The sequence below is a fragment of the Treponema pedis genome (assembly GCF_017161325.1).
Classification (GTDB): domain Bacteria; phylum Spirochaetota; class Spirochaetia; order Treponematales; family Treponemataceae; genus Treponema_B; species Treponema_B pedis.
The window spans coordinates 1738676-1757522 of sequence record NZ_CP045670.1; the positions used below are offsets into that span (position 1 = coordinate 1738676).

An 18847-nucleotide genomic window follows, 5' to 3' on the forward strand; every position below is an offset into this window, starting at 1 on the left:
TCTTAATACTTTTGTTAATTTTTATTTTTTCTTGTGCAAACACTGTAAGTTATGAAAATATAATGAAAAAGCAAATTGAAATGTTATCTCCCGATATAATAACTCAATTGGAAAAAGAAAAAGTAATTATAATTGATCCGGATTTTGTTTTTGTAGATACAACAAAAATCGAAGACATGTATGTTTCCAACGTTATTATTTCGGATTCAGTTGTTAATGATGCAGAAAAAAGATGCATTATTTCACATCTAATCAGAAATATTCTTATTCAAGATGCAGTGATTTACAATTATGATGAAAAAGGAAATAACTTTACCATGGAACCTCATATCGTAGTGGGTGATGATTTTATATACGAAAATAGTAATGCTATTTGTGATGTTATTTATTATATTGTTCATAAAGATTATTTTAATTTTTATGGAAAACCGGGAGGCGGTTTTGATAAATTTTTTTCATCATCTTTGTTGGAAGTAATTTCAGCTGATTTGAAACATTTAAAATTAAAACTTAAAAAAGAAAATGCTTTTAGTGAAGCTCCCTTTGCTGAAATAGATATTAAACAAGTTCTAGCTAGTCTAAATACTAAAAATAAAGAAAAATATTATGGGCATCTTAATTTTACAAATGAAGATTTGTTAACACTTAAAGTAAAAGGATTAAGTGGTGATGATGTCTGTGCATATAATATTTCTGCTTATTATAAATTTTTTAAATTTGATGCTAATAACGAATCCATTTGGTCTGAAATTGGTGCTGAAAATGATTTTGATATTGCACAAAATGATTATGCTCGTATACTTGAAGCCTCAAACGACATTATAACAGAAAAAAAAATTCGTAGTTTGTACTGGTTAATTAGTGCTTCAGAAAATGGAAATTATGATGCTCATTATAAAATAGAAACTGAAAACTTGAAACTTGAAAGTTCTTATCCTAGACTTAACGAAGATATTTACAAAAAGGGAAACAACTTGCTTTCAGATTATGAAATCAAAATTTTAATCGACTATGCCTTACGGGGCGGCAAAAAAGAAGCTTACCGCTTGTATGAATATTATCAAGACTATAAAAAAGATGAAACCGAGGCATCATATTGGCTCAGGATAGGAGCACAAAATAAGGATTCAGATTGTCAATATGAATACGGTAAGTATTTGCTTGGGAAAGATGATGAGTACAGCAAAATAAGAGGTGGTTTTTGGATAAGAAAGGCTATTCAAAACGGAAATACAGAAGCAAAAAAACTACTAAAAGAAATAGCAGAAAATGAAAACTAGCTATTTATTTAAACAATCCAACTATCTCATTCGGACAGCGATTGCAGGGGAGCAAAAGCAATTTATAAAAATTGCTTTTGCTGTACATCTTTCCGCAGTAATTTCTGCGGAAAGATACCGAAGCGATAGCGGAGCCCTGAAAAGAGCGGTGCTGACACTTGTGTACTTTTACATAATTATGATAGTGCACAAGTGTCAGCAGTCCGCCAAAAGAAAGTTATTATTAAATAAAAACAGCTTATTAGAGGTTTTTCCGCTTACGATAGGAAGCGGAAAAACGATGCCTTTTGGAAATAGGTGGAGCAGATACAAGGAGTTAGACAAAAAAGTACCGCAGACGTATCGGGTATACGTCGAGGAAACTTTTTTGTCGTGCGACGCAGGAGATGCCCGCATATTTTCAAAAGAAGGCAACATGACCAATAAGCTAAGCACCACAAACATACCCGGCTCCCAAGGGAACTCATACCCCAAAGCTGAACTTGACTATAACTTGAATTACGAATACGACCCGGCTTATGCTCATCGGCTAATCCATGCAGGTACCCGATACTACCGCTATGACGGTAACGGAAACATAACGGCGGAAAAAGACGGACCCTTTAGTGAAGAGGAAGAGTTTATATTTACCTATAACTATGATAAAGAAAGCGGAGTATACTCAACCGATTACGGCTTCGGTCTTGACGCCCCTAAAGAAACGGAACAGACGAACCCGCAAGATCTTTTTTCTTACAGGCGGAACTATATGTGGAATGAGCGTAACCTGTTAACCAAATCGAGCGATAAAAACTACACGGTACACTACCGCTACGGTGAAGACAGGCAGAGAGCGTTAAAGTATACTGAAGAAGGAAGAAGTGAAACGCTATACTTTAACAATTTCTTTACGATACATATTCCGATATATGATAAAGATAACCCGCAAGGGTTAAGGGTGCATAAACATATCTTTGTCGGTAACAGCCGCCTTGTAACAGCGATGACCCACACGGATAACAGTGGAGACAATGAAGAGCAAAAGGAAAAGAGATACTACTATCACAGCGACCACTTAGGAAGTGCACAATTCGTAACGGACTGGAAAGGCAGACAGTATGAGCATATAGAGTATACACCTTACGGAGAGCTATGGATAGAAGAAGTTGCTGCGGGAATTGATAAACTGCCGTTTAGGTTTACCGGCAAGGAGATGGATGAAGAAACGGGCCTGTACTATTACGGTGCGAGATACCTTGACCCGAAGTATTCGAGGTGGTTGAGTGGGGATCCGGCGCTGGGAGAGTATATACCGCAAGCTCCCATTGACGATGAAGCGAAGAAACACAACGAGAATTTACCCGGTATGGGTGGTGTGTTTAATGTTGTAAACTTGCATGTGTACCATTATGCAGGGAATAATCCGGTTAAGTATACCGATCCGGATGGGAAATCTAGTAAAGCGTATGGAATAGTTTATATATCATATGATATATATACAACGCAAGAATATAAAAAAATAAATCATGATCCAGGTTATATTGTTCAAAACAAATATACGGAAATAGAGACTACAGTTGCCTATTATGGAAATAACGAAAAAATATTAAATAATTTCCAAACAAAAAATAAGATGCCTAAGAGATTGGTATTTAATTGTGATATAGCAGATTTACCAGCGGATATTCAGGATATTTTAAGAGAAACTAATGACAATATCATTGTTGAAACAGAAAAAATTACAACGACTTCTTATTATATAGGACAAGAAAGCACAAAGAAACAAGAAAAGTCAGCTGAGACAATTAAAGCAATTTATGTTGTAAATAATAATGGAGAAATACAAAAGGTATATAAAAATGAAGATGAATAAAATAATGATTGTTTTATATTTTAGTATATTCTGTTTCAGTTGTCAAAATATCGGAATTGTGAGAATGAAAATTTTGCCGGAGTTAGATAATAACTTTATGTGTGATTTAATAAATCTTTATGCTAAAAGCTATGACAAAGAAACAGGGAATATAGTCATTTCAAAAGAAAAACTTATTAATCTTGAACTGCAAATGAAAACTTTTATCGAAACTAACTTAGCGAATATTAAAAATTATTATGTATGTAAAAAAGAAGGACGAAACTATTTATATACATATTTTGAAATTACGAATGGAGAGCTAAATTTGAAACAAGAAGAAAGGTATTATTTAATTTGGGAGCCTCAAAATCCTAATGCAATAAAAACCGGCCAACAAGTAGGTTATGTAAAAGAGCCTGCTTTAAATGTTGAACATGAATTAGCATTATTAGTAAATAATTATTCATTTTATAAAGAATTTGGAATGGCATTGATGCAAAAAGATAAAAGTTTTTTTATTGATGTGGATAAATATAGTTTTTTGATTAACTATTATTTAAAGGTTTTTAGAATGGAATCTGAAGTTTCCGATTATTATTCTATATCGTTCCCCAATTAATGATTAACGGAATCAAAAGAGAGTAGTGTGATGATTGATAATAAATAATATTAATTATTATTTAAGGCAGATGCATAGATTTAAAACTGCTGGTATATCTAACAATTATTAAGAGAAAATGAAGAATAGTTATTTATTTAAACAGTCTAACTATCTTATTCTGACAGCGATTGCAAGGGAGCAAAAGCAATTTATAAAAATTGCTTTTGCCGTACATCTTTCCGCAGTAATTTCTGCAGGTATATGCCGAAGCGAAAGCGGAGCCCTGAAAAGCGCGGTGCTCAATTTTGTTTTCTTCATAATACTAAAAAACAAAATTGAGCAGTCCGCCGCTCAAAGATGCTTACGCACCTTTGAACTTCGAGTATTCGATAAAACATCGAGGATTAAACCTTTAAATTTACTGAATGCCCTCACTGACAGGACTTTTGAAAATAGACATGTTGGATGCAAGGAGCGAGAAAAAATTAACCGCAGGCGTACTTTATGTACGTTGAGGATTAATTTTTTTGAAGCGACGCCGCAGACGGCGTGTATATTTTCAAAAGATGACGAACACGCACAAAGGGTGTACATACGTTACGGAAACGGAGTGGAAACAAGATACAAGTACGATGAAAAGCGGCGTTGGCTTGATACAATAGAAACTGAAAACAAACAAAGTCAAGACGTTTTTCAAAAAATAAAGTACTCATTTGACCCTGTAGGAAACGTCCTCGGTTACACGAATGATGCAAGCACTTATGAGACAACTCAAGCGTACAAATACGATAACCTATATCAACTTATAAGTGTAGAAGGAGAGAGTAAACAATACAAGGGGAAAAAATACTTCGGAATGAGTCCTGTAAACATAGCAAAGTACAAACAGGAGTTTAACTTCGACATCATAGGAAATATGATGAATAAAATGAGCACGACTAATTTATCGGGAAGTAGGGGAAATGCATATAAGAAAGCCGACCTAGATTACAACCTAGATTATGAATATGACAGTAAATATGCGCACAGGTTAATAAGAGCGGGGAACAGGTATTATCGTTATGACGGTAACGGAAACATAACGGCGGAAAAAGACGGACCCTTTAGTGAAGAGGAAGAGTTTATATTTACCTATAACTATGATAAAGAAAGCGGAGTATACTCAACCGATTACGGCTTCGGTCTTGACGCCCCTAAAGAAACGGAACAGACGAACCCGCAAGATCTTTTTTCTTACAGGCGGAACTATATGTGGACTTACAAGTCAAAAACTGCCATGCTGTTTTTGACGACGTATAATAATTTCCTTACTCAGCAAGCCCGTAAGGGCTTGAATGAAAAAAACTTACTCACTAAATCGAGCGATAAAAACTACACGGTACACTACCGCTACGGTGAAGACGGGCAGAGAGCGTTAAAGTATACTGAAGAAGGAAGAAGTGAAACATTATATTTTAACAATTTCTTTACGATACATATTCCGATATACGACAAAGATAACCCGCAAGGGTTAAGGGTGCATAAACACATCTTTGTAGGGAACTCAAGATTAGTAACCGCGATGACGCATACGGATAACCATGGGGACAATGATGAGCAAAAGGAAAAGAGATACTACTACCACAGTGACCACCTTGGAAGTGCACAATTCGTAACTGACTGGAAAGGCAGACAGTACGAACACATTGAATATACACCTTACGGTGAGTTATGGGTAGAGGAGACTGCACCGGGAATAGATAAGTTACCGTTCAGATTTACGGGGAAAGAGCTTGACGAGGAAACGGGATTATACTATTATGGAGCTAGGTATCTTGATCCGAAATATTCGAGGTGGCTGAGTGGAGACCCTGCACTAGGTGAGTACATACCAAGCACCTATTGACGATGATGCTAAGAAACATAATGAGAATTTGCCGGGCATGGGAGGAGTATACAACACGATAAACTTACATGTATATCATTATGCGGGCAATAATCCGATTAAGTATACCGATCCTGATGGGGAAACATTTATTGATGATGCCATAAATTTTTTAAAAGGCTGGATTAATTATGAAGTAGATAAGGGGCAAAGCCTTTTTACAAACAATACTTCATTTGTTCCAGATCCAACATATGAGGCTTTTAATGATATACTTAGAAGTATAGATAATTTTTCTAAGGCTGCTTTTCAAGATCATAAATTTATTGATGAAAGTATTGGAAAATCAGGTACTGATGACGAGTTTCTTAAAGCCATGTATGTTGCAAGCGGTGCAGACTTGAGAATTACTCAAGGTCAATTCAATTTGAATGCTGAAATGGGTGTAGTAAATGCTGAAGGTGTCCTCAATATCCGTGGTGGCACAAAATCAAATTTTGGAATTAGTTTGTCGGGAGGAGCTAGCTCTTTTACAGGAGAAACTGCCTTAGGATTAAAAGATTCATCTTTAACTGCATCTATTGGAGCATCAATGTTAGAATATAAAGGAGCAATAAATCTAAAAATAGGAGATATGAAAGTGCGATTAAAAGGATCCTTTTTTATTGGCGGACTTGGAGCAGGGGCTTCACTTGGACCAAGGATGGAATTTAAACTTGCTGCAGGAATTGGTGGAGGGATTGGACTTGAATTTAGAAAAATTGAGGAGTAATATATGAAAAAATTTGGAATATGCATTGTAATATTGACTATAATATTCACAGTTTTGGATAGAATGAATAAATATTGGGAGTGTGAGAATTTCATTTTTAATACTACAATGATTATGAATGGTAATTATTATTTAGTTACTAAGGAAGATATGAAAATTGTTGAGGTGTCTGCTTTACAGTGGTATTATACAAATTCTATAGCTTCTATTTTATTAGTGTTATGGATTTTAACAGGCTTATTGTTTTTATATGTGATGGGACGCCATGTCTTGCCTTATTTTTGGTATAAAAAATACGATCATATGTTTGATGAAACGTAATTTTTGTGTGCTATTAGAATAAACAGTTTGGCTATATATTATTGTAAATGATGGATGGAAAAGGGAATGCACAAGTTGAAGAGAATCTTAAAGATTTCCAGTAATACCAGTAAAATAGGTGGGGTGTATGCTTAAACTTGATATTGCAATTGTAGTAAGACATCCGATACTGCCTGCTCGTGATATAACACTTATTTTTGATATTAAAGCGGCTGCTGAACACTCTGTTAATGAAGCACGAGTTTCAGCCTCCGGTAAAAAATGCGGAATTTTCAGAGAATCTTATGCTCGCTATGATGTTGTTCCTGAAATACTAAAGGGGAGTAATCATGATATTATCATTCATTATTTGAATACATATTTTAAATCGAAAGTGAAAGATAGACAAAAACTTGAATCATTTTTGCAAAGCGGCGGGAATATAACCTATGAAGTTTATCTGGATAAAATACATGATGAAAATATATTTGAATTGTCTCCACGAATTTTAGATGAATGTGCTGATTTAGGTATACAATTATGTTTGAGTATGTTGATGGCGAGTGAAAATATAGTCTCTGAAAGTACAGATTATAAGGTTCTGGATTTTATAACCGTTTCCATTGAACAGCCAATACCATCCCCTATGGCTCATACCCATATGTATGACTTTAATAATGGAGTAGTTTATTATGCACATGAGTTCCCTTTAACTGAGGATACTTATTTAGAGAATGAAATTGATATGGCTATTAGTTTTTATAAAAGACATATTGTTGATATGTGTTCATCGATAAAAGAAAAGGTACGGTGTAAAATAACATTATGTTTAAAGACTTATTATCATTACGCTTTTGAACTTTCTTCCGAAATATGTAAGATATGTGCTGAGTTGAATATTGGAGTAATGGTATGTTTTTAATTAATTTATGCAACAGGGAAAGCGGTATTAACTATTATATGAAAAAATAAAAAATTTATTGGAGGTAAAATTAAAAACTAACTGATAACAGAAAATTATTATGAAACCAAAACCTTGCATTTATTCACAACCGAACTATCTCATTCGGACAGCGATTGCAAGGGAGCAAAAGCAATTTATAAAAATTGCTTTTGCTGTACATCTTTCCGCAGTAATTTCTGCGGAAAGATACCGAAGCGACAGCGAAGCCCTGAAAAGCGCGGTGCTCAATTTTGTTTTCTTCGTAATGCTAAAAAACAAAATTGAGCAGTCTGCCGCTCAAAGCTGCTTACGCAAAAAGCTATCACTATCTGAAATCCTCACTGACAGGGCTTTTGAAAATAGGCGGAGCAGATACAAGGAGTTAGGCAAAAAAGTACCGCAGGCGTATCGGGTATACGTCGAGGACACTTTTTTGCCGTACGACGCAGTAATTGCCCGCATATTTTCAAAAGAGGAGACGGGGCTGTATTATTATGGAGCGAGGTATCTTGATCCGAAGTATAGTAGGTGGTTATCGGGAGACCCGGCGTTAAGCGACTATATACCCAAAGCGCCTATTGACGATGATGCTAAAAAGCATAACGAAAACCTGCCGGGAATGGGCGGGGTATTTAACGTTGTAAACTTACATGTGTATCATTACGCAGGCAATAACCCTGTGAAGTATATTGATCCGGATGGGAGAGATATAATCAATTTTATTAAAGGATGGTTTAATTATAATCTAAATAAAGCAATTTATTCAATGAATCGATTAGATTATCCATTAAATCCTCAATTTGAAATGGCAAATGAGGTTTTAGCTAAAATTGATCAAATGGCAAAGAGTGGATATAACATATATATTAAAACATTGAACTTTACAAGTGACATAGCTGGAAGTGCTACATTGCTTTTTCTAGCGATTGGGCAGCCTGAACTGGCGGCAATTACGGGAACCATTGGTACTGCTGCTGATATACTTCTTGGCTTTGATAATCTTTCTAATGGTAATTATATTGAGGGTGCTAAAGGTTTTGCAGTAGTAATTTTATCTTCATTAGCTAGTAGTGGCATTAAGAAAGGGTGTGAAAAGTTAGGTAGTCTAATTAGTATTTCTGTGGGCAAAAACGGCTTGTATTATATGAAAGGGCGGCGGGGTGCATTAAACACAATTGATGGACTAAGAAAGCAATTATACAAAGATTTTGTAGAAGGATATTTTGGTGAAAAAATGGCTCCAGGAGCTGCTTCACAGATGGCTGATTATGTTATGAAAGAAATATTAAAATTTGAAAGAGAGGAAAATTTGAATGAATAGACATATCGCCCGAGTTTGTTTTTATATTGCTTTAATAGCATGTTTGATTTTAATCGTATTATGTATAATTGAATATAGAGGCTCGGCTATTTTATATTATTTATTGGGTACTATTATGGGAGGCTGTATGTTTCCTAGTTTCTATTTGGATTTTCAAGATGACCGTGATAATGATAAGATATTACCTTCTACTATTAAGGGATTAGTTGCAGCTATTCTTATTTTTTTGATTTGTTTTTTTATGTTAATTAAAACATTGTTTGGATAAACCATAAAAGAGTGTTGATATATTATTTATTTAAATGACAAATTGAAGTTTAAGAAATTATTTCAATACCTGTATATAAAATTAAAACTAGGTGATAAAAACTGTTGAGGTAAATAGAAAATCTTATGAAACAAAAACTTATCATTTATTCACAAACCAACTATCTCCTCCTCCGGACAGCGATTGAAGCAGTACATGCCGTGAGGCAAAGTCGAACTTCCATGCAAATCCTTTTTGCGGTTTGCATAATCGAAAAACAAGCTCTGACCGGAGGCAAAGTCTTGCCTATGAAGACAAGTGCAGCAAAAAGATTGGAGCGGTATTGGTGCAGCAAGCCTATAGGCGCAGCTTCGAAGCAAGCGCGGTGCCACATCAAAAACCGTACATCCTTGTACAGTTTTTGATAATAAGTTTTGCATACGCAAAACTTATACGCTCAAAATCACCGCCGTCCGTGTCGGAGAGAAATTGTAAAAACAAAATTGAGCAGTCCGCCGCTCAAAGCTGCCTAGGCACCTTTGAGCTTCGAGTATTCGATAAAACATCGAGGATTAAACCTTTAAATTTACTAAACAGCCCTACTGACAGGGCTTTTGAAAATAGACATGTTGGATGCAAGGAGCGAGAAAAAATTAACCGCAGGCGTATCGGGTATACGTCGAGCATTTATTTTTACGTAGCGACGCAGGAGATGCCTGCATATTTTCAAAAGAGATGACACATACGGATAACCATGGAGATAATGATGAGCAAAAGGAAAAGAGATACTACTATCACAGTGACCACCTTGGAAGTGCACAATTCGTAACTGACTGGAAAGGCAGACAGTACGAACACATTGAATACACACCTTACGGTGAGTTATGGGTAGAGGAAACTGCACCTGGAATAGATAAACTTCCCTTTAGGTTTACAGGTAAGGAACTTGACGAAGAGACGGGGCTTTACTACTATGGGGCGAGATACCTTGACCCAAAGTACAGTAGGTGGCTGTCAGGAGACCCGGCGCTAAACGATTACATGGCTGGTTCTTCTAATGGGATGTCTGGAGGTATTTTTAATACTACTAATTTTAATCTGTACCACTATGCTGGAAATAATCCGATTAGATATACGGACCCAACGGGGTTGGAGCTTGAGGATGGAGCTAATGTTTCGAAACAACTAGAATATTTAAAAGGAATTGTAAATACGAATTATAAAACAAAACAGGATAAAGCGGATGCTGCAAAAGCACTAAGAAATGAGATGCGGAATGAGCACCCTGAGAGATTCAATTTAGATGATCTATTTTTAGGAAAAGAGGGGAATGAAAAGTTTATGAATGAAGATTTGCGGGATTTTTTAAATACATCTGATACAGGTGAAGATTATACTTTAAAGGATATGAAGGCTTCTGATGGATGGGTTGAACGAACAGGATCTGCTCGTAGCGAACATCAATATGGAGTTGGAAAAGGCCAACTAGAAAATAGAAAGTTTGTTAATGAAAGGGATGGAAGAGAAGCTGTTTTCCAAGGTGATGGACGATTAAAAGGTTCATTAATTACAAGAGGTATTAATAAGGGAACTTATAATTATGCAAAAGATACTTCAAGTTGGCATAGTGGATGGACTGCTGGTGGTGATCATGGAAGATGGGATATGAATCCGTTTTTTAGACAATGGGGTATAACTCCGATCTATCGTCTAATTTTTGGTCATAGCTATTCTCAAGATCAGTATAACAAAAATGGGAGATAAGGAGATAATATGAAAAATATACCTATTTTTTTAATTGTATTTATATGTATTTCTAATATGGGATCTTGTGGATATTCATATCCTTGGGGTGTTTCAAAAGCATTTGAGATAACTAATGATGATTTTACATATTTTTTAAAATCAGATAAAGCATTAAAAGAATTAAATGAAAAAGGATATAGTATCGGAATAGTTTTCTCACAAGTAGGAAATGAAAAAAAGCATGGTATAGATTTTGAAATAAAATCAAAAACTGAGCTGGACTATTTTGAATTGATTTCAATAAAGTTTTCATGGAAAAATAAAGTTGTGGAAAAAAAAATTAATAAGGTTTTTAAGTTGGAAAAACAAGAAAATGATGAAGACATTTATTTCTATTCTGTCGATCGAAATATAGTTAAAGAGAAAATACCTTTTGCTTCTATGTTCAAAAAGATGAAATATAATTACGGAGATGAGTTTTCTCTTTTGATAGAGATTACCTTTGCTTTTGGAGATAGTGAATCTGTAAAAATCTCAAGAAACTATAATGTAAAATGCTATGAAAGGATTAATACTGCACCCAATTGGATGTATTCATTATTTCCGCATATGTAATTAATTACTTATAGGGACGCCTCTAAAAACCTTGTTTGATTTTTAAAGGTGCCTGACAAGCAATGCTATAAACCAATTTGAGAAAAATAATTCTGATTGATAAAAATAGTAAAAAATATGCAAAAATCATTTTTGAGATATGTTTAAGTGAATGCGGTTTTTGGAGTGAAAAGTGCGGTATTGATACTTGTTTATTTTCATATTTTGTGCAATAATAAAGGTTATAAGAAAACTTCGGGATTCTTAAGGGCGGAGGCTTTAAGCAGCTATTTTGAAGATAGGAAGGGGCATAGGAAGGAAAGAAACTTTTCTCTGCAAAAGTGTCTTTCCTTCCCTAACTATCGCACTGGTAAACTGAGTAATTGGTGAATATGAGTTGCAAGATAATTATTGAACGTGATGAAATAGTAAATGGTTACTCTAAACAGTTATTAAATATTGCAAAAATAAAACACATTAATTTAGATGTTTTTTTCAAGCCTATAAAGGTATTGAGGAGATTGTAGTGGATAGAGAAAGTATTTACTCTAACTGTATTTGTGTAGATCAAAACCATAATATAAATAATAAATGTTATGGATTTGATGTAGGAATTCTTGATATTGATTATTATTCCTTTTCTTCAATATACAATGAGATAATTTTTTCCTCATATGATTTTTTTTATAAATACAAAGAGAATCTTAATAATTTTTTTCTTTTTCCGACATATTATGAGGCTTCTCAATTTTTAAACTTCCATAGGCAAATATATGAAGAAGGAAATGATGTTGAACACACGGATTTACTTAGTATTTATAGGATATTAAAATAAATTGTATAAATAGTTGAAATATGGTATTATGTGAGAAAATAAAAAACTTGAAGGAAAGAGTAACAAGTAATTGATAAAACCGTTGAGAGGAAAATAGAAAAACTATGAAAACAAAGCTTTACTTTTATTCACAACCTACCTATCTCCCCTGGACAGCGATTGCAAGGGAGCAAAAGCAATTTATAAAAATTGCTTTTGCCGTACATCTTTCCGCAGTAATTTCTGCGGAAAGATACCGAAGCGATAGCGGAGCCCTGAAAAGCGCGGTGTTCAATTTTGTTTTCTTCGTAATGCTAAAAAACAAAATTGAGCAGTCCGCCAAAACAAAACTATTATTAAACAATCCTACTGACAGGACTTTTGGAAATAGGTGGAGCAGATACAAGGAGCCTAGTAAAAATAAAGCGGAGGCGTATCTGGTATACGTCGAGGACACTTTTTTGCCGTGCGACGCAGTAATTGTCCGCCGTTTCAAAAGATGACGTATACGGTGCAGACTACGGCTTCGGTCTTGACGCCCCTAAAGAAACGGAACAGACGAACCCGCAAGACCTCTTTGCCTACAGGCGGAACTATACGTGGACTTACAAGTCAAAAACTGCCATGCTGTTTTTGGCGATGTATAATAATTTCCTTACTCAGCAAGCCCGTAAGGGCTTGAACGAAAAAAATTTACTCACTAAATCGAGCGATAAAAACTACACGGTACACTATCGCTACGGTGAAGACGGGAAGAGAGCGTTAAAGTATACTGAAGAAGGAAGAAGTGAAACGCTATACTTTAACAATTTCTTTACGATACATATTCCGATATACGACAAAGATAACCCGCAAGGGTTAAGGGTGCATAAACATATCTTTGTCGGTAACAGCCGCCTTGTAACAGCGATGACCCACACGGATAACAGTGGAGACAATGAAGAGCAAAAGGAAAAGAGATACTACTATCACAGTGACCACTTAGGAAGTGCACAGTTCGTAACAGACTGGAAAGGCAGACAGTACGAGCATATAGAGTATACGCCGTACGGAGAACTCTGGATTGAAGAAGTTGCTGCGGGATTGGACAAACTGCCGTTCAGGTTTACGGGGAAAGAGCTGGATGAGGAAACTGCACCGGGAATAGATAAGTTACCGTTTAGATTTACGGGGAAAGAGCTTGACGAAGAAACGGGGCTGTACTACTATGGGGCGAGGTACTTAGACCCGAAATACAGTAGGTGGCTGTCGGGAGATCCGGCGCTAAACGATTACATACCTAAAGCACCGATAGACGATGAGGCAAAAAAACATAACGAGAATCTACCGGGTATGGGTGGGGTATTTAACATTGTAAACTTGCATGTGTATCACTACGCGGGGAATAATCCGGTGAAATATATTGATCCGGATGGGGAAGATATAGAAGAATCACCAATTATTTCTGGTTCTTTAGCTATTTTATTAGCAGCACGCGGCAGTATTGGATTTGCAAAAGATAGTAATAATCATATTGCTTTATATATTAAAGGTGAGTTAGGACTTGGTGCAGGCACAGATATTGACTTTAAACAACAACTTTCTAATGCACTTGGTACTGCAGGCAAACTTTTAAAGTTGCTTGATAAGGGGAATACGGCTCTTAATCTTATTGTAAATGCAATAAATGTACCGGAGGATACTGGAGAAGGAAACTTCAATGGTATATTACAGTTTGTACCAGATAATTATTCAAAATGGTCTGGAAATCTTCCAACTGAAGGTGCTTTTTTTATAGGGGTACAAACCGATAAAAAAGGTAGACTTTCTTTTACTGTTGGTATAAAAGCTATTGCTGCAGCATATTTTGGGTCAGGCACATTATATATTGATTTAACAGAATTAAAAAATCAAGGAATAGATGAATTAAATGAAATGATACAATCTATTGAATATAGTATAAGTAATTTTGCATATAAAATTCTAAGAAATTTTTTTGATAAGGAGTTACGTGAGTGAAATATGGGTATACAAGTTAATCCGTTTCTTGGGCTATTAATATTTATATATTTTATATCGGGTGGGATAATGAGGTTTTATTTGCAGATAAAAGGAGCCCGGTTAATCTCTAAAAAATTGAACTGTCTGCAAATTTTAGGTATAGATAAAATTTTATTGTTCATACCCGAATTCGTACCTCTGTCGGTATTAAAACCGATATATGAAGAGCTTTCAATTTTTGATACCGAAAAATATGAATTGGAAGATTATATAAAAATGTTAAAAGTATACCGCTGCATATATATTATACCATGTGTCATAGGTGGCAGTATTATTTTGTTGTGTATTTTTATAAATACATTATTGTAAGGAGCCCTTATGAATTATGAAAAAATTAATGCGAGGGCATGTCTTATTGCTTCTGTTTTTTTTGGAATAGTTTATGTGTTGTTTTTTTATCTTTTTCCGTATGCAAAAGAAAGCATGGAATATAAGAATATTGATATTTCAGAATTAGTTGATGCTTTAAAAATTCTTTGCGTAGGTTTATTCGGCTTGGGAGTTTCTTTTTATAAGTTCGGTTTTAAATCTTTAAGAACAAAAATTGCGAATATACCTCCTAAACTTATAAAGTTTTTACTTACAGTCTTTAAAATATTGCTTTATATAGCTTCTTTTCTTTTATCAAAAACATATATTCCTGTTTTTGAACCTAAACCGAAATTTATTTTTTTTGTTATTCATATTTTATTTTTAATTGTGGGTATTGTGCAAAATATTATAACGGAAGTTGTTTTTGAATTCCATTCAGATGACTACAATCATCCATATTTGCAGTTGGTTTTAGGAAAATTTGTTTTTATATTATGCGCTTTGCCGCTTTATGTTGATTTTCTTGGAGGTGTTTATTTATTATTATCTTTATTTTAAATTATTATGAATAGTTGGAGTGCTAAAGAAAAATTATGGTAGATTATAAATATAAACAGTTGTATATTTACCTCTTTCGGACAGCGATTGAAAGGGATAGCAGAGCCCTGAAAAGCGCGGTGTTGCATTTTGTTTTCTTCATGATAATAATAAACAAAATGCAACAGTCCGCCGTTCAAAGTTGCTTAAACAAACGCTTATTACTAAACAGCCCTACTGACAGGACTTTTGAAAATAGGCGAGGTAAGTACAAGGAGACAGGCAAAAAAGTACCGCAGGCGTATCGGGTATACGTCGAGGACACTTTTTTGCCGTGCGACGCAGTAATTGCCTGCATATTTTCAAAAGAGGAGACGGGGCTGTATTATTATGGAGCTAGGTATCTTGACCCAAAGTGCAGTAGGTGGCTGTCAGGCGCCCCTGCACTGAATGATTACATACCGCAAGCGCCTATTGATGACGAAGCGAAAAAACACAACGAGAACCTGCCGGGTATGGGCGGTATATACAACACGGTAAACTTGCATGTGTATCACTATGCGGGGAATAATCCGATTAAGTATATTGACCCGGATGGAAGGGAAACTAAGCAGTCTGGTAAAGGCACTATTGATGAGCCTTTTATTCAAATAACTGTCACTAATGTAGAGACTGATGCATATAAGTATACTTCTACTATAAATTATACAACTTATATGGACAATGGAAAAATTTTTGAACAGTATTCCATCAATTCTTCTTTTTTGATTAAGGATACTGAAGCTGGTACAAAATTGGCTAATGACATGAATGTAGAAATAGATATGGGGTATACTTTAATTTCATCTTTGTTAACTGCTGTTATAGTGAAACAAATTGGTAGCAATAATATAGCGAAAAGTATAAATGCTATTTTAGCCGGTATTGGTTCATATATAGGCTCTAAATATGTGTTTAAGTATGAATCAGGAATGAAAATAGAAACAAATACAAAGTTAGAAGTTGTAAGTGATAGTTCTGGTGTAAAAAATTCTGGAAATAGAACTACTAACGTATATAAACGTGAAAGAGAAGATAGCGATAGTAAGCCAGTGATTACATGCACGGAAAATTTAGATTATTAATGAGGTGTTTATGGACATATTGTTAGTTGTAATAAATTGCAGTTTATTGGTTTTTGCTTTTCTTTTTTTAGGTAGATGGTTAATGCGTCCGTTTAATAAAAAATACTTATATATATATGGTACTGATACAAATTTTAGAGAGCGGATATATAAAATTAAAGAAATTGTTGAATTTATTTTGAGATTTATAGCAGGTTATTTAATTTTTTCTTTAGGAACCAAATTAATAACATATGCTTGTATGATAGTTTTAGGATTTATTTCTGGGCTTTTGATTGAAGAAGATAGAGGAAAAAAGAAAAAAGATAGATTTTAGAATTATGAAATTTAATTACGATTGGAAATTATCCATTAACTTCTCTCCTCGGACAGCGATTGAAAGGGAGCAAAAGCAATTTATAAAAATTGCTTTTGCTGTACATCTTTCCGCAGTAATTTCTGCGGAAAGATACCGAAGCGATAGCGAAGCCCTGAAAAGCGCGGTGCTCAATTTTGTTTTCTTCATAATATTGAAAAACAAAATTGAGCAGTCCGAAGCTCAAAGCTGCTTACGCCCCTTTGAGCTTCGAGTTTTGCCATTCGGCAAAACATCGGGGATTAAAGTTTTAAATTTACTAAACAGCCCCACTGACAGGACTTTTGAAAATAGGCGAGGTAAGTACAAGGAGTTAGGCAAAAAAGTACCACAGGCGTATCGAGTATACGTCGAGGACACTTTTTTGCCGTGCGACGCAGGAGATGTCCGTATATTTTCAAAAGAGGAAGATGTATACGGAAAACCATGGAGATAATGATGAGCAAAAGGAAAAGAGATACTACTACCACAGTGACCATTTGGGAAGTGCACAATTCGTAACGGATTGGAGAGGGAAGCAATACGAGCATATAAAGTACATACCTTACGGGGAACTATGGACTTATAAGTCAAAAACAGCAAAGCTGTTTTTGACGATGTATAATAATTTCCTTGCAAAGCAGCCCGAAGGGCTGATAGAAGAGGCTACACCGGGAATGGATAAGTTACCGTTCAGGTTTACAGGTAAGGAGCTTGATGAAGATACGGGGCTGTATTATTATGGAGCTAGGTACCTTGACCCGAAGTATTCGAGATGGTTATCAGGTGGCCCTGCACTTAATGAGTATATACCGCAAGCGCCGGTAAATGACGAAGCGAAGAAGCACAATGAAAACTTACCCGGAATAGGATGCGTGTTTAATGTTGTAAACTTGCATGTTTATCATTATGCGGGGAATAATCCTATAAAGTATGCGGACCCGGGGAAGAAGTGAAACTATACATACAGATGAAGGAAGACAAATACATAAAGCTATTTTTGGAATTTATAGAGCTGCTAATGCCCCAGATACGGTTACTGGTAATACTACTTCGAACAGCCGCTGCAGGGGCTGTGTGTCCTCCTTTAGCAGCAGTGTCTGCCGTTGCACCATAAATAATAGGAGAATGTTAAAATGAAAATACCTAGCATATTATTCGGAACATATAATGAAGTTTTAAAAAGATTAAGGCCGTTGAAAAATCACAATATAGTTTTTATGAAGAATTTTATAAAAAAAATACAAACTCCCGAGAAAATGATGGACGTTACGGAAGATACACCAATTGTGATGGTTGACGGATATTCTACACGTGGAGTACCGAATGCTTTTTTCCCATCAGTTTTAAGTGATTATATTTTACATGATGAAGTGTATACATCTGATGTAGTGTCGTGGTATATGAAAAAAGCGGTATCAAATTCATGGTTAATGCTTACAGCCTTGACAGCAGATAGCTCTGTAAGTCTTTTATATCGTCATTTTCATAATAAATTTCAAATACGATTATTAAACGGACTTGAAAAATATTGGGATGAACTTGTAAGTGTAGGATGTTGCTATTATAATGATACATTGGATTTTTGTAATAATAAAAAACGGTTGTTTTTTGAAAAAAATTTTGCATTATTAAAAATATCAAGTATGGTTATGCATATTAGCGATATGGAGCATATAATAGAAAATTGGAAGAAATTTAAAAGGAATAAGCCGGTTATTCCGCTTACAGAGAGCTCACCTTTCGAAGAAGAACAAAAAGAAATAATTATTCGAATAATTAACTCAGGTGTATTAAAACAAATGTCGAAAGAGCAGTTAAAGGCCTTTAAAAAACTATACATGGATTATTTTAAAACTCCCTTTTCTAAAGATATGTTTATGTGAGGAAATTATAATGAAAACAAACTATCATTTGTATTCACCGCCTAACCTATCTCTTTCGGACGATGTAGGTAATTATGCCGCAGGTTATATAGCAGGTAAAAAAGGTCTTTCATGGGGAGAGGCGAGGTTTGGCTTTGATGCCTTACAATCAGCTGTAGACTCACTTAGAGCCCGTTCCATAACAAGATCTACTGAAGGACCTGAATCACGGGCAGCACAATATAAAGGCTTTATTGATGGAAAAGCTAATTTTAATAATGTGTGGAAAAATTTAGATGTTATGTTTTAAGTAGGAATA

The 18847-nt window shown here is 34.9% G+C and carries 17 protein-coding genes and 5 pseudogenes; all 22 read left to right on the plus strand.

Annotated elements, in window-relative coordinates; all coding sequences use genetic code 11:
• Positions 1-62: 62 nt before the first annotated feature.
• The 22 genes and pseudogenes from DYQ05_RS07965 (at position 63) to DYQ05_RS08065 (ending at position 18838) form a co-directional block, all read left to right on the plus strand.
• The gene (locus tag DYQ05_RS07965; protein ID WP_206183222.1) at positions 63-1280 is read left to right on the plus strand and encodes a sel1 repeat family protein; all 1218 of its coding nucleotides are present in this window, start codon (positions 63-65) and stop codon (positions 1278-1280) included.
• A complete protein-coding gene (locus tag DYQ05_RS13925) occupies positions 1270-3132 on the plus strand; it encodes an RHS repeat domain-containing protein (protein WP_252723307.1) in 1863 nt (620 codons plus the stop codon). Before DYQ05_RS07965 ends, DYQ05_RS13925 begins: the two co-directional genes overlap by 11 nt.
• A gap of 64 nt (positions 3133-3196) precedes the next feature.
• Complete coding sequence (locus DYQ05_RS07980) at positions 3197-3733, plus strand: hypothetical protein (protein WP_144299196.1); 537 nt, start codon at positions 3197-3199, stop codon at positions 3731-3733.
• A gap of 118 nt (positions 3734-3851) precedes the next feature.
• Positions 3852-6351 (plus strand): annotated as a pseudogene (locus DYQ05_RS07985) (RHS repeat domain-containing protein).
• 3 nt (positions 6352-6354) lie between these two features.
• Positions 6355-6672 (plus strand): hypothetical protein, encoded by a 318-nt coding sequence (locus DYQ05_RS07990; RefSeq protein WP_002679232.1) that lies wholly within the window; start codon positions 6355-6357, stop codon positions 6670-6672.
• Positions 6673-6799: 127 nt separating this feature from the next.
• On the plus strand, positions 6800-7573 hold the full coding sequence (locus tag DYQ05_RS07995) for a hypothetical protein (RefSeq protein WP_020965483.1): 774 nt from the start codon (positions 6800-6802) through the stop codon (positions 7571-7573).
• 100 nt (positions 7574-7673) lie between these two features.
• Positions 7674-8309 (plus strand): annotated as a pseudogene (locus tag DYQ05_RS14655) (RHS repeat domain-containing protein); the annotation flags it as partial.
• Between the two features lie 598 nt (positions 8310-8907).
• Entirely contained in the window at positions 8908-9183 is a 276-nt protein-coding gene (locus DYQ05_RS08005; protein WP_024466058.1) for a hypothetical protein, read from the plus strand.
• Between the two features lie 241 nt (positions 9184-9424).
• Positions 9425-9901, plus strand: coding sequence for a hypothetical protein (locus DYQ05_RS13935; protein WP_252723309.1), 477 nt, complete (start codon positions 9425-9427; stop codon positions 9899-9901).
• A pseudogene (locus DYQ05_RS08015) lies at positions 9820-10326 on the plus strand (RHS repeat-associated core domain-containing protein); the annotation flags it as partial. The gene DYQ05_RS13935 and the pseudogene DYQ05_RS08015, both read left to right, overlap by 82 nt.
• 609 nt (positions 10327-10935) lie before the next feature.
• Positions 10936-11523: a hypothetical protein gene (locus DYQ05_RS08020; RefSeq protein WP_020965486.1), complete on the plus strand. Its 588-nt coding sequence runs from the start codon at positions 10936-10938 to the stop codon at positions 11521-11523.
• Positions 11524-12028: 505 nt separating this feature from the next.
• The gene (locus tag DYQ05_RS08025) at positions 12029-12337 is read left to right on the plus strand and encodes a hypothetical protein (protein WP_020965487.1); all 309 of its coding nucleotides are present in this window, start codon (positions 12029-12031) and stop codon (positions 12335-12337) included.
• Between the two features lie 104 nt (positions 12338-12441).
• Positions 12442-12819 carry a hypothetical protein gene (locus DYQ05_RS14660; RefSeq protein ID WP_435372819.1) on the plus strand — a complete coding sequence of 126 codons (378 nt, stop codon included), beginning with the start codon at positions 12442-12444 and terminating at the stop codon, positions 12817-12819.
• Positions 12800-14314 (plus strand): annotated as a pseudogene (locus tag DYQ05_RS14665) (RHS repeat domain-containing protein); the annotation flags it as partial. The gene DYQ05_RS14660 and the pseudogene DYQ05_RS14665, both read left to right, overlap by 20 nt.
• Positions 14315-14383: 69 nt before the next feature.
• Positions 14384-14665: a hypothetical protein gene (locus DYQ05_RS08035; RefSeq protein WP_225969085.1), complete on the plus strand. Its 282-nt coding sequence runs from the start codon at positions 14384-14386 to the stop codon at positions 14663-14665.
• Between the two features lie 9 nt (positions 14666-14674).
• On the plus strand, positions 14675-15226 hold the full coding sequence (locus tag DYQ05_RS08040; protein ID WP_020965490.1) for a hypothetical protein: 552 nt from the start codon (positions 14675-14677) through the stop codon (positions 15224-15226).
• A 347-nt stretch (positions 15227-15573) separates the two neighbouring features.
• Positions 15574-15810: pseudogene (locus tag DYQ05_RS14670) on the plus strand (RHS repeat-associated core domain-containing protein); the annotation flags it as partial.
• A 529-nt stretch (positions 15811-16339) separates the two neighbouring features.
• Positions 16340-16645, plus strand: coding sequence for a hypothetical protein (locus tag DYQ05_RS08050; RefSeq protein WP_041610129.1), 306 nt, complete (start codon positions 16340-16342; stop codon positions 16643-16645).
• Entirely contained in the window at positions 16605-17120 is a 516-nt protein-coding gene (locus DYQ05_RS13945) for a hypothetical protein (protein WP_252723311.1), read from the plus strand. Before DYQ05_RS08050 ends, DYQ05_RS13945 begins: the two co-directional genes overlap by 41 nt.
• Entirely contained in the window at positions 17095-17619 is a 525-nt protein-coding gene (locus tag DYQ05_RS13950) for an RHS repeat domain-containing protein (RefSeq protein WP_252723312.1), read from the plus strand. The genes DYQ05_RS13945 and DYQ05_RS13950 overlap by 26 nt, the downstream gene beginning before the upstream one ends.
• Positions 17620-17799: 180 nt before the next feature.
• Positions 17800-18549: a hypothetical protein gene (locus DYQ05_RS08060; protein ID WP_206183223.1), complete on the plus strand. Its 750-nt coding sequence runs from the start codon at positions 17800-17802 to the stop codon at positions 18547-18549.
• Positions 18550-18559: 10 nt separating this feature from the next.
• The gene (locus DYQ05_RS08065) at positions 18560-18838 is read left to right on the plus strand and encodes a hypothetical protein (RefSeq protein WP_252723313.1); all 279 of its coding nucleotides are present in this window, start codon (positions 18560-18562) and stop codon (positions 18836-18838) included.
• Positions 18839-18847 lie beyond the last annotated feature (9 nt).